The sequence below is a fragment of the Gluconobacter sp. P5E10 genome (assembly GCF_018812145.1).
In the GTDB taxonomy this organism is placed as follows: domain Bacteria; phylum Pseudomonadota; class Alphaproteobacteria; order Acetobacterales; family Acetobacteraceae; genus Gluconobacter; species Gluconobacter cerinus.
In genome coordinates, this window is sequence record NZ_JACRVZ010000001.1 from 307,149 (window position 1) to 319,088 (window position 11,940).

Genomic DNA, 11,940 nt, shown 5'->3' on the forward strand with positions numbered 1-11,940 from the left:
TGTTTTTGAGTCATTCGTCACACGGCCACCCTGCTTAGGGTGGCCGTTTTCAGTTTTATGCCTGAAGAGCGGAGACTTCGGTGGTCGGTTGGTCGATGTATGGTCCGCCAGCAACGATCTCTACGGCAAGAAGAGACATGCCGTGTTCTACAGCACTGGAGCCAAGATCGAGTTGGGCATCGCCGAGTGTCCAGCGAATGGCAGAGTTCTCTTTGTCAGCCCAGCCTGAGAGATCAGCATTTTCCAGATGCGACGTGATCGTACGTGTGCTCTCAGGAGTATACAGGGTGATGTTCCGAACCAGCACGCCCAGTTCACGACGATCATCCACAAACGGGCCAATAGCGTCGGATGGTTTGGCTACTCTTGAGACAAGGCGCACGCTGCGGACGTTTGATGGCAGCGTGAAGATCGCACGACCATTGCTCTCACGGGACTGACGGATCACTTTACCGGCTGGTGTGATCAAATGCAGGTCCGGGTCTGTCACCACTGCTCTGGCGTCACGGACGTCATCAAAGCCGAGGTTTATCGCGCGCTCGGCGAGAGAGTGATGAACAGGCTCAACCTTGCTGCGGCTGACAGTCAGCGGTGCAGCAGCATCAGCTTCCCATGTGCGGACCGGGCTACTCAGGCTGACGACAGCGCCATCCTGTGTGAAGCCGTCCCGGTTGCCTGTGTTGAGATAACTCTCGGTCAGCATTCCGTCAGACGTAAGGACAGAATGCACATCCGTCTCGATGTGGAAGTAATCGTAGGATGTGATGGAGGCATCGTAAATAATGCTGCGGCCATTTACGAGCATACGGGCCGGGATCAGGCCGCCATCAATGAACAGGCTATGCTCTGGTGTCACCAGAAGGTCTTTGGATGGAACGCCATCTGCAATCGCATTCTTGCAAATGCGAACCGGATAACCCGCGACATCGGGGGCCAGTCCTTGACGGACAATGGCATGCTTCCGACCAACCCAGACGACCGGGCGAACCTGCTCTCCCTCGGGCGTCCAAGCGAGAACTTCAGCGCCGATTTGGACGTCCTGAACGGGCATGTCACCGGTTGTGGTACGGATCATCGTATCCGCGAGGAAGCAGACTTCTGCTCCCTTATCCAGCGAGATGATTGTCTTGCCATTTCCGTCTGGGGAGAAATGGGCGTGATACTGGGAGTAATCGCCTACGAGCTTGATGGTGTAGGATGCCTTGCCCTGTGTCACGGTCAGGACGTTACCGACGATCTTGGCAGCCGTATTGCCCTTATAATCCAGGGTGCCGATGTCGATCTGGCCACCGGGGACAAGCATCGTATCGGTGATGCTTCCGCCTTGAATGACAAGAGATCCGCCAGACGAGATTGTCGTCCCGCTTGCGATGCCCTTACTTCCGACAACGATGTTGCCTCCAGCATTGACGATCGTGTTGACGGCGCGGCCACCACTCGAAACATTCAGTCTCGCGGCAGCGCCCGAAACAGTCGCACCTGAGGCAACGGCATTCTGGCTGATATTCTCAACGCCACCTGCCTGAATACGATCACGAACTGTCGTGCCGCCGGTCGCAGCAACTGTGCCGCCAGAGGTCACGGTGTTGGCCGTTGCCGTTCCCGATGTCAGGGTCTGCTTGCCGCCGCTCTGGATGGAGGCATTGAAGCTCGAACCGCCAAAGATGAACTGATTGCCGTTGCTTGCAACCGTGTCACTGGCAACGCCGCCGGTGTTGACGGTCTGGCCCGCGCCTTTGGTGGCGATTGTGCCTGTTGCCGTTCCGCCGGAGTAAATGACTTCCTCAGTGTCTGGAACCGTCAGAATGGAGCTAATGGTTCTGCCACCAGAGTAAACCTCCACATGGCCGCCTGCTGTGACTGTTGTCTTGATGGCGGTGCCACCAGAATTCACAATGAGGTAGTCATTCTTTCCTGAAATATAGAGTCCGCTGACGGTCGTATTGTGCTGACGACGGTTCAGTCCATCATGGCAAGGATCAGGATATCTGGAAGGATTTCTGTGATTCACTAGGATGTCTTTTCTTGGGGAAAGACGCATGTGCGCCCATAATGAATGCCCTTGAATCAATCAAAGATAATTTTGATTATGGGCATATAGGATTGTTATTGCGGTGAAGCGCCTGAAATAGCGTTCTTTTCGGGCGCGGCGGTTCAATCGCATGTTCGAATTTTAAAAACAATACGGATTTTGGATTTTTGTATCTTTATGTGAAATTTATTTTCACGGTGGCATCTCTGAATAGATGAAGAAATGCCGGAAAACTCACGATTAATCAGGCGTTATCGTGCAGTAAAATAGATTTACTGATGGATAGAGAGATCGAAGCGTATTGGAAGAGTTTGGGGTCGAATTAATTACTTATTAACGAAAAGAATCTTAAGCCTCGTTTCTTAATAAAAAAGCGCTCCTCAGAGCGCTTTTTTATTTTCGGTGGCTGCTGTGTTCGATTCTGGCGCCTCAGGTCTGGGCGGTCGCAGGGCATGTTCGTTGGCTTCCATGAATCTGTCAGCCAGCGCGGTGTACAGTGGGCGAGGACACACCATGCGAGAGACACCAAACGCCAGAAAGGACGTGGCCAGCAGCGCAAGCGTCACCTGCTGGTTGTCACACATCTCCATGACGATGATCGTCGCTGTAAGGGGAGACTGCGCGACGCCACAGAAATAGGCGACTGTCCCTAAGAGTACGACTGCGCCGGGCGTGGTGTGGGGCAGAAACTGCTCAACCCAGCCTCCAATCGCAGCACCAATCGCCAGCGATGGCGCAAACATGCCGCCCGGAATGCCTGAGCAATAGGACACCAGCATCGCTAGATATTTCAGGACGAAGAAAGAAGCTGGGTAGTGCTCTGTGCCCGAGAAGATGGCGCGAGCCTGCGCATAGCCCGTTCCATAGGTTGTCCCTTTGGAGATCAGGCCAATGATAGCCAGTACGAGCCCACAGGCTGCCGCAAAGGCAATCGGGCGCTTCCCGGCGAAACGGCCGACAGGGCCTGGAAGACCACGCGACGCCTTGATGACCAGTGCTGCAAACGTTCCACCTGCCAGGCCGCCGAGGATGCCACACGTGAGCACCGCGATCCACGCTGTACCAACCGGGATATCAACGTCGGCATGGCCGAAATAGGTGTAGTTTCCCAACAGCGCGATGGCCGTCACACCGGAGACAACAACGACGGTCAGCGTCCGACCGGAGGTGCGCTGTTCGAAAGAATGGGAGAGTTCTTCAATCGCAAAGACGATGCCGGCTAGGGGCGTATTGAATGCCGCGGCCATACCAGCCGCGCCACCGGCAAGGATCATGCTGCGCTTTGCGGCAATGTTGGATTGTCCGAGGAGGCGGGAGAAGGCATGCATGATGGATGCCCCAACCTGAACGCTTGGCCCTTCGCGCCCGATCGATGCACCGCAAAGCAGGCCCATACAGGTCAGAAGAATCTTCCCAACCGAGATCTTGAGCGCCAGAACCCTGTCGACCATCGTGTAATTCTCGATGTGCAGGGTGGCAATTGTCTGCGGAATACCTGAGCCCTGTGCACCTTTGAAAAGGGTCCGGGTCATCCATGTGATGAAAGCGAGACCTGCTGGGGCCACAAACAGCATCGCCCAGGGGTGCCATTCCAGAATTCGCGTTCTCAGATCAGCCGCAGCGTCACCCATGCGGGCGAAAAGCACGGCAACAACACCAATGAGAACGGCGCCAATCCAGTAGATGACAGTGCGCCGCCACTGGGTTGTCGTGGCGCGGGCCGAGCGTCTCAGATGATGGATACGATCCTTACGGCGCAGGGCGTGCTGTGAGGAGACATGTCCCGGAGGTAAGGGCTTGGGAGCAGGGCTTGGAGGAGTGGGCAAGGTATCGGCCAATGGAGGACGTCCAAGAAGGAGTGTCGGGCAAGGGAAGATACGCCCGGTTCAAACCCCGCGCGTTACATGTCCGGTCCTGCCAGCCTTCTTCGCGCCGGGTCAAGAAGTCTGAACCGATCAAGTAGAAAATGAACGCAATAACTCGCAATGTGGCTGCAACGGTCTCAGCATTCCGGAAAGCTGACGGCCAGACCGCCCAGCGATGTTTCCTTGTAGCGATGGTTCATGTCTGCGCCGGTTTCGCGCATCGTCTGGATCACCTGATCCAGCGAAACATGGTGCACTCCGTCACCGCGCATCGCGAGTGAGGCCGCGTTAATGGCCTTGATGGCTCCAAACGCGTTGCGCTCAATGCAGGGGATCTGGACGAGGCCACCAATCGGATCACAGGTCATGCCCAGATGATGCTCCATGCCGATTTCAGCAGCATTTTCAACCTGATCCGGTGTGGCGCCCAACGCTGCGGCAAGCCCGGCTGCGGCCATGGAGCATGCGACACCCACTTCGCCCTGACAGCCTACTTCTGCACCAGAAATGGAAGCATTGCGCTTGAACAAGGCGCCGATAGCCGTGGCGGTCAAAAGAAAATCCCGCATGCCTTCCCGTGAGGCGCCGGGACAGAAGTCCCTGTAATAACGCAGGACGGCAGGAATGACGCCGGAGGCACCATTGGTCGGAGCTGTTACAACGCGTCCGCCCGCAGCGTTTTCCTCGTTCACGGCGATCGCGAAAAGACTCACCCAATCCATGATTTCATGGGGTGCGCGCTGATTCCAGCGGGTTCCACTTTCCAGCTTGCGGTGAAGAGTGCGTGCGCGGCGTTTGACATGCAGTTTGCCAGGAAGAATGCCGTCTTCTCTTAGTCCCCGGTCGATGCAGTCCATCATCGTATCGAGAATACGATCAATATAGACAGTGACCTCGTTATCTGCCCGAAGGGTTGTTTCATTGGCCCAGATCAGGCCAGCAATAGTCAGGCCGCTTTTCTGGCAATCATCCAACAGTTTGCGCCCCGATATGACATCATGAGGAACGGCGACGGGCGGGATGATAGTAGTCTCGGTAGAGTGGTCTTCCCGAACAATAAAACCGCCACCGATGGAGCAGTAGCGCTCCCGTAAGAGAGACCTTCCAGCACTGTCAAAAGCTTCGAACTGGAGCGTGTTCGGATGGACAGGAGGAACGGTTTCGTAATCGAAGACGGTATCGGACGCCGGGTCGAAAGGGGTGGTCTGGCCCCGGAGAGTCAGATGTTTCGTAGACTGGATTTTTTCGATGACCTGTTTGGCATGATCAGGCGAAATCTGATCCGGGAGCCATCCTTCAAGGCCGAGAAGAACAGCTGTGTCTGTTGCATGTCCAACGCCGGTCCATGCCAGAGAGCCATAGAGGGTTACCTGAATTCTGGCGACAGATAGGCTTTCTGGAAGGGCCTCGGCAAAGGCGTGTCCGGCCCGCATGGGGCCGACCGTGTGGGAAGAAGACGGGCCGAGGCCAATGCGGAACAGGTCGAAAAGACTGATCATGGTCGGAATGTCCGAAGCTGTCAGGACAGGACCAGAACGCCGGAATGCTTGGCCTTGTCAGCAGGTTCTACGTGAATATGGATCGAAGCCCGGCCCAGTTCTTTCCGCAGACCCGCTTCAATACAATCGCAGATTTCATGCGCGTCATGCACACTCATTTCGCTCGGAACGACGAGGTGAAACTCGACGAAATGTAAGGGGCCCACTTTCCGCAGACGCAGATCATGCGCTTCGAGAGCGCCCGTTCCGCTTGAGGAGATGACAGCCTTTACGGTTTCCACCGCCTCTGTGCCCGGAATTTCATCCATAAGACCTGACATGGACAGGCTCATCATCGAGAAGCCAGCCCGCAGAACGTTCAGGGCAACCAGGGCAGACAGAACGGCGTCCAGCCGGTCCCATTTGATTACGGGGATCAGGGACACGCCGATGACCAGCGCAACAGTCGCCCAGACGTCTGACTGAACGTGCTCGCCCGCAGCCAGCAGGGCCTGTGAGGAGTTCTTCCGGCCGAACCCGATGAGAATGCGTGCCCAGACCAGATTGACGACACCGGCGAGTGCATTCAGTGCAACGCCCTGGAAGGGGGCATGAACCGGCGTCGGATGCATCCAGTCATGTACGGCCACGACGAGAATGCCTAGTGCCGTCAGAACAACCAGAACGCCTTCGATCACAGCGGACAGGTATTCTGCTTTGCCGTGGCCATAAGGGTGATTGTCGTCAGCGGGCAGCGCTGCAATGGAGAGTGCCCACAGGGTGCCGAACGCCGCAATGACATTCAGAATGGTTTCAATCGCATCAGACAGCAGCGCATCGGAGCCGGAAACCCAGAATGCTGCGTACTTGATGGCCAGAACCACTACGCTCACCCCAATGGAAGCGTAGGCAATCTTGATACGTGTGGACGTCATTGAAGCTCTCAGCAGCAGACCTGTTGAAGATCGCAGGACGCTGGTGGACTTTCGATCTGGAAGGTGGGGTGAGAAATTTTGAACTTGTCACGCAGGAGGATTGTGCCCTGCGTGATGATCTGTTCGGGGCTTTGCTGTGCCGTCTCATCCCGCAGCAGATGGACTGTAAGAGCTGTTTCTGTCGTGCTCATCGGCCAGATGTGCAGGTGATGCAGTCCACTGACGCCGGGAACGGCCAGTAGGGCGGTCTGAACGTCCGCGGGTACAATCCCGGCAGGAACGCCATCCAGTGATAGGGAGACCGACCCTTTAAGCAGAGACCATGTCGCGACAATAATGGACACAGAGACAATCAGGCTGACGATCGGATCAATGATCTGAAAGCCGGTCCATGTGATCAGGAGTCCTGCAATCACAACGGCAAAGGCCATCATGGCATCAGACGCCATATGCATGAACGCGCCACGGATATTGAGGTCGTTCGAGGCCCCCTTCATGAACAGGAGGGCAGTAAATGCATTGACGGCAATTCCGACGAGCGCGACCCAACTGACGACCGATCCCTCGACGGGCGCATTCGCGAAAAGACGAACGATGGATTCCCAGATGATCCCACCCGTTACCAGCAGCAGGACCGTCGCATTCACGAAGGCCGCAAGAATAGTAGAACGACGCAGGCCATAGGTGAAGCGTGTCGTGGGTGCACGACGGGCCAAACTTTCCGCCAGCCATGCTGCGCCAAGGCCCAGAATGTCCGACAGGTTGTGCCCTGCGTCTGCCAGAAGGGACAGGGAGTGTGCCCAGACACCCCAGAGGGCTTCGGCCACAACATAAATTGTGTTCAGGACGATCCCGATAGCGAACGCACGGCCGAAATTCGCCGGTGTATGCGTATGTGGACGCCCAAAACCAAACCCATGATCGTGCCCGTCACAGCTCTCATGGTCATGATCCTGGTGATCATGAGAGGCATGGTCGTGCCCATCTGCATGAGAATGGTCATGATCGGTGTGGTCATGGCCGTGTGCGCACGTGTGGCTGTGATCTGATGTCATGTCCGGGCAAATCTGTGGCTGGGGTCTCGCATCATATAGCATCTCGTTCCATCAACCCAAGCGATGATCTGGCTCGTCCAGAATTGTCAGGGCGCGCATGTTGATAGAGCACGGTTTTTCAACGCTGTGGGTGGACGCGTCGGTTATATTCCGTAACAAAGAGGAGACCTAGCCCTGCAATGTCAGCAGAGGGGGACTTGCAGGGAGAGTGTCCATGAAAGGCACCGTTCTCGGATTTGATGTTCAGACGGGCGAAGGCGTGATCCTGAATGATCAGGACGTCCGGTATGCATTTTCGAAAATGAACTGGCGGGACACTCTGGCGCCCATGAAGGGGCAGCGGGTGGATTTCGAGCCCTGGGGTACAATGGCCAATAATGTGTTTCTGGATATTCAGGCCGGGCAGTTTGCGTCTTTGCCCGCTGCGGACATGTCTTTCACTGACGCCGTTCGCAGCTGTTTCCGCCGGGCGACAGACTTTCAGGGCCGCTCCCGCCGAAAGGAGTACTGGTACTTCAGGATTGTTGAAATCTGCTGGACGATCCTGGTCTCCCTGATTTCCGATGATCTCAAGCACAGTGGCAGTGTGATTGCAGGGCTGCTGAACCTTCTCCTTATTCTGCCCTGCCTCTACATGTTCGTTGTGGATCTCAGTGTGTCTGTCAGGAGGTTGCACGATACCGGCCGGTCAGGCTGGTGGATGCTCCTGTACTTTACGGTGATTGGAATGATTCCGGTGTGGATCATGATGTGCTTCGACACTGACTATCGCATCAACAAGTGGGGCTATCCGGCCAAGCAGCCCTAACTGCCGCTTGAAACATATCCGGCTACGCCTCTTTGCCAGCACAGAACCATCAGACCGAGGAACGCAAAGCCCATCCCTGGAGACAGCAGGCCGAACCAGAGAGGCATGCCCAAAGGATCAGGATGGTTCAGCATGGCTAGAGCCGGATAGTAACAGACAGCCGATAGTGGGAGCGCCCATGTCAGGAAGCGACGGAGCCAGCGTGCGAACATGGTGAGTGGGTATTGTCCTGCTTCCACGCCGCCATAGGTCAGGACGTTTACAACCTCCAGCCCTTCAACCGTTACGAAGCACAGGGCGGCCTGCCCGATCAAAACGCCCAGAAACATGGCGGCCCCACCCGTCACTGCCCAGGGCAAAAGCCAGACTGTCGCCCATGAGACATGTGGCGAGAGCCAGAAACCTGCTCCCATAACGAATGCCCCCTGAAGGAAGCGGCCGATCGGGCGAAGTCGCAGTTCGTGACCAAGAAGCAGGACGAGTGTCGAGCGTGGGCGAAGAAGAAGCCGGTCAAATGAACCTGTCTTGACGTATTCGCCGCCAAAAACCTCAAAGCCGCGGCCAAGGGTTTCGGCAATCGCGAAAGACAGGTTTACCAGTCCGTAGAGGACGGCCACGGCACCAATATCCCAGCCCGCGATGCTGCCAAACCGCTGGAACAGGCTCCAGATTCCGAAGAAGCTCAGCAGGGTGGTGACGAAATTTCCAATGAGCTGAAGTGCGAATGTCCCGGGATACCGCAGTTGTGCCTTGATCGAGGCTGCTGCCATGCGCCGGTAGAGGGAAAATGCATTCATGCGCCCTGAACCTCCATCCGGGAGATGGTGCGATGCATCCAGAAACGCCCCACAAGGGTGAGTGCGGCCAGCCAGAAACATTGAATGCCCAACGCGGTCAGAACGCCGCCCGGGATGGCCATGCCCATGTAAAGCCGGATGGGAATGTCAGAAATTCCGGCAAAAGGCTGGAACAGGAGCAACTCACGCGCCCAGTCCGGATAAAGCGGCAGCGGCAGGAGCATTCCTGAGAGCAGAACAGCCAAGGGTGTGCCGACAGCATACGTTCCGAGAGGCGATAACGTTCGGGCCGTGACGATATTCCACCACATCACGATGCTTGCAGAGATGAAAGCACCAAGGATGAAGGAGCACAGAGCCAGCATTGCGGCCCACAATGAGGCGGGCGGGGCAAGGCTCCAGCCATTCAGCCCAACGAGGGCAGCAAGTGGCCCTGCGACAGCGGCAAGAAGAACTGCGCGCGGGATGGCGTTGCCAAGAAGACGGGCAAGCGAGGCCGAAAGCCACCAGTTCCATAGATCGACGGGGCGCAACAGGTCATAGACAATTGCTCCGCTCTTTGCCGCTTCACCAATAGCGGGGAGGCAGCCAAGGGGAAGCAGGGTGAAAAGGGATTGCTGGATCCAGGTGTACGTCATGGCCTGACGCAGCGTCATGGGAGCATCCACGCCGGGGGCATGATGGTAAACCGCGGCATAGGCCATGAGAGAAATCGCGCCGAACCACATCTGCGCCACAAGCCCCGCCAGTACCGCAAGACGATATCGCAGACCAATTTTCCATTGCAGGACGAAGGACGTCACATAGGGTTTGATGGTCACGATGCGTGGTCCGCGTAGAAGCGTGTAATAATTTCTTCAATCGCCGGGCGCCCGATCCGCAGATCACCCAAGCCCGGTAGTGTTGAAAGATGCGCCACAAGAACAGGCGCGGGCAGGCGTTGCGGATCAAACGTGATCGTCACGCTGCGAGAGCCACGCGCGGTTTCTGTCGCGCCATCGGGCAGGAACAGGTCTGGCAGAGGTCCGATAAAATCGGCTTCCAGAATTCGCTCCGACAGAGTGGTCGCCTGAAGGGCTTCAAACGGGCTATCTGCAAGAATACGACCGTGACCGATGACGATGACCCGGTCTGCCAATGCTTCGATATCATGCATGTCATGCGTGGTCAGAAGCACTGTCGTGCCGCGCTCGCGTCGCAGATCCCGCACAAACGCGCGCACCGCCAGCTTGGACGGGGCATCCAACCCGATCGTGGGTTCATCCAGAATGATCACATCCGGATCATGGATCAGGGCAGCGGCGATTTCTGCCCGCATGCGCTGGCCGAGAGACAACTGCCGGACGGACTGATCCATGATGCCGTGCAGATCCAGCGCATCTGCCAGACGCTCCCGGTTGCGGAGGAACCTCGCTGGCTCCACGCTGTAAATATCCCGGAGAAGCGCCAGACCTTCCCCAACAGAAAGATCCCACCAGAGCTGCGTGCGCTGGCCAAACACCACGCCAATCCGCGCGACATGTGCGATCCGGTTTTCCCAAGGGATCAGGTTGCCAACACGGACGGTCCCGGAGGTCGGGCGCAGAATACCTGCCAGAATTTTGATGGCAGTGGATTTCCCAGCGCCGTTCGGCCCGATGAAACCGGCAATCTCGCCTGCGGGGACGGTGAAAGAAATGCCGTCTAGAGCCGTGATTTCGCGCGTTTTGCCGCGCCAGCTGCCGCCATCACGGACCTGATATGTCTTGCGGAGGTCATGTACCTCAATCGCGGCAGCATTCTTCATGACGGAACAGGGCCTTCTGACGGCACCAGAGTGCCATGACGGAACGGAATAATAGTTCTGCGTGAGCTCTCATATTCAGGCAAGTGGGAGGCCATGGTGACAGAGCGGAATGTCGTCACCACCTATTACCCACGCGCTTCCCGAATGCGGTAAGACGGGAGCAGTATTGTGAACCTTGATTGTCAGGATGATCCAATGGCCGGTAAACGTATTCTCATGCTCGCAGGTGATTTCGTTGAAGATTACGAGATCATGGTGCCATTTCAGATGCTGCTGATGGTGGGCCACAAGGTTGATGTGGTGTCGCCGGGCAAGAAGTCTGGAGAGCAGGTGGCAACGGCCATCCACGACTTCGAAGGCCATCAGACTTACACTGAAAAGCGCGGTCATAACTTCACGCTGAACGCCACTTATGCGGGCGCAAAAGCGGAAGACTATGACGCACTGGTCATTCCCGGCGGCCGTGCCCCGGAGCAACTCAGCACCGATGAGAGCGTGCTGGACCTGATCCGCGCTTTTGTCACGGCTGACAAACCGATTGCCGCTGTCTGCCATGGTCCGCAACTTCTCGCCGCAGCAAATGTCATTTCAGGCCGCAAGGTCTCCGCTTATCCGGCCTGTCGTGCTGAAATGATCCTTGCGGGGGCTGACTATCAGGCCATCGCAATTGACGGCGCTGTGACAGACGGCAAGCTCGTAACAGCGCCGGCCTGGCCAGCACATCCGGCATGGATTGGTCAGTTCCTGAAGGTTCTGGGAACCAAAATCGAAGCCTGAGCCTTTGTTCCGTCAGGAGAGCCCATATGTGTGAACTCTATGTCCGTGCCGATCCGATCTTTTATGAAAGCCGCACGCGGTCGCTGCGGATTCATGGGGTCGTAACGACGATCCGGCTGGAAAACATGTTCTGGGACATCCTGACGGAAATCGCGGCGGCAGATGGCATGACCGTCAATCAACTCATCACCAAGCTTTCGGACGAAATTCTCGAACTTCGTGGTGAACTGCCGAATATGGCGTCGTTCCTAAGGGTCAGTTGCCTTCGCTATCTGGACCGGGAACGTCGCGTGCAGTCAGGTTCCAGTTCCGCCGTTGGTCAGACTGTTGCCTTGCGTCGGGTTGGATAATCGATACGGCGTAGCAAAGAGGCATTGGCGGAAACGCTCGCAAAATCGTACAGAAGG

Annotated in this window: 11 protein-coding genes; 3 read left to right on the forward strand and 8 right to left on the reverse strand. The window is 56.6% G+C overall.

The features are described 5' to 3' along the window. Positions 1–55 precede the first annotated feature (55 nt). From KP707_RS16955 to KP707_RS01345, 5 genes are all read right to left on the reverse strand, one after another. Positions 56–2,011, reverse strand: a complete 1,956-nt coding sequence (locus KP707_RS16955; protein ID WP_211501919.1) for a Hint domain-containing protein — start codon at positions 2,009–2,011, stop codon at positions 56–58. Positions 2,012–2,412: 401 nt separating this feature from the next. Then, positions 2,413–3,663: a chloride channel protein gene (locus tag KP707_RS01330; RefSeq protein WP_373687770.1), complete on the reverse strand. Its 1,251-nt coding sequence runs from the start codon at positions 3,661–3,663 to the stop codon at positions 2,413–2,415. 371 nt (positions 3,664–4,034) lie between these two features. Next, positions 4,035–5,396 carry an L-serine ammonia-lyase gene (locus KP707_RS01335; protein ID WP_211501921.1) on the reverse strand — a complete coding sequence of 454 codons (1,362 nt, stop codon included), beginning with the start codon at positions 5,394–5,396 and terminating at the stop codon, positions 4,035–4,037. Between the two features lie 20 nt (positions 5,397–5,416). Further along, positions 5,417–6,310 (reverse strand): cation diffusion facilitator family transporter, encoded by an 894-nt coding sequence (locus KP707_RS01340; protein WP_046899993.1) that lies wholly within the window; start codon positions 6,308–6,310, stop codon positions 5,417–5,419. Between the two features lie 8 nt (positions 6,311–6,318). Next, positions 6,319–7,365 carry a cation diffusion facilitator family transporter gene (locus KP707_RS01345; protein WP_211501922.1) on the reverse strand — a complete coding sequence of 349 codons (1,047 nt, stop codon included), beginning with the start codon at positions 7,363–7,365 and terminating at the stop codon, positions 6,319–6,321. A 214-nt stretch (positions 7,366–7,579) separates the two neighbouring features. Between KP707_RS01345 and KP707_RS01350 the strand changes: the two genes are divergently transcribed. Next, positions 7,580–8,173, forward strand: a complete 594-nt coding sequence (locus tag KP707_RS01350; RefSeq protein ID WP_211501923.1) for a DUF805 domain-containing protein — start codon at positions 7,580–7,582, stop codon at positions 8,171–8,173. Here KP707_RS01350 and KP707_RS01355 read toward each other — a convergent pair. Genes KP707_RS01355 through KP707_RS01365 form a run of 3 tightly spaced genes read right to left on the reverse strand, consistent with a single transcriptional unit; the run spans position 8,170 to position 10,756 of the window. Then, the gene (locus KP707_RS01355) at positions 8,170–8,970 is read right to left on the reverse strand and encodes an ABC transporter permease (RefSeq protein ID WP_211501924.1); all 801 of its coding nucleotides are present in this window, start codon (positions 8,968–8,970) and stop codon (positions 8,170–8,172) included. The genes KP707_RS01350 and KP707_RS01355 overlap by 4 nt on opposite strands. Continuing rightward, positions 8,967–9,791 (reverse strand): ABC-2 family transporter protein, encoded by an 825-nt coding sequence (locus KP707_RS01360; protein ID WP_086634362.1) that lies wholly within the window; start codon positions 9,789–9,791, stop codon positions 8,967–8,969. Before KP707_RS01360 ends, KP707_RS01355 begins: the two co-directional genes overlap by 4 nt. Beyond that, entirely contained in the window at positions 9,788–10,756 is a 969-nt protein-coding gene (locus KP707_RS01365) for an ATP-binding cassette domain-containing protein (RefSeq protein ID WP_211501925.1), read from the reverse strand. The genes KP707_RS01360 and KP707_RS01365 overlap by 4 nt, the downstream gene beginning before the upstream one ends. Positions 10,757–10,951: 195 nt before the next feature. On the opposite strand from KP707_RS01365, the gene KP707_RS01370 reads away from it, so the two are divergent. Together KP707_RS01370 and KP707_RS01375 are read left to right on the forward strand one after the other, a co-directional pair. Continuing rightward, positions 10,952–11,533, forward strand: a complete 582-nt coding sequence (locus KP707_RS01370) for a DJ-1/PfpI family protein (protein WP_211501926.1) — start codon at positions 10,952–10,954, stop codon at positions 11,531–11,533. A 26-nt stretch (positions 11,534–11,559) separates the two neighbouring features. Beyond that, positions 11,560–11,883 (forward strand): ribbon-helix-helix domain-containing protein, encoded by a 324-nt coding sequence (locus KP707_RS01375; RefSeq protein ID WP_046899987.1) that lies wholly within the window; start codon positions 11,560–11,562, stop codon positions 11,881–11,883. Positions 11,884–11,940: the final 57 nt, after the last annotated feature.

Coding starts and splice junctions, on each gene's coding strand:
- KP707_RS01330 (WP_373687770.1), bottom strand. CDS start 3,663: ATGGGTGACGCTGCGGCTGATCTGAGAACGCGAATTCTGGAATGGCAC.
- KP707_RS01370 (WP_211501926.1), top strand. CDS start 10,952: ATGGCCGGTAAACGTATTCTCATGCTCGCAGGTGATTTCGTTGAAGAT.
- KP707_RS01375 (WP_046899987.1), top strand. CDS start 11,560: ATGTGTGAACTCTATGTCCGTGCCGATCCGATCTTTTATGAAAGCCGC.
- KP707_RS01355 (WP_211501924.1), bottom strand. CDS start 8,970: ATGAATGCATTTTCCCTCTACCGGCGCATGGCAGCAGCCTCGATCAAG.
- KP707_RS01340 (WP_046899993.1), bottom strand. CDS start 6,310: ATGACGTCCACACGTATCAAGATTGCCTACGCTTCCATTGGGGTGAGC.
- KP707_RS01335 (WP_211501921.1), bottom strand. CDS start 5,396: ATGATCAGTCTTTTCGACCTGTTCCGCATTGGCCTCGGCCCGTCTTCT.
- KP707_RS01345 (WP_211501922.1), bottom strand. CDS start 7,365: ATGACATCAGATCACAGCCACACGTGCGCACACGGCCATGACCACACC.
- KP707_RS01365 (WP_211501925.1), bottom strand. CDS start 10,756: ATGAAGAATGCTGCCGCGATTGAGGTACATGACCTCCGCAAGACATAT.
- KP707_RS01350 (WP_211501923.1), top strand. CDS start 7,580: ATGAAAGGCACCGTTCTCGGATTTGATGTTCAGACGGGCGAAGGCGTG.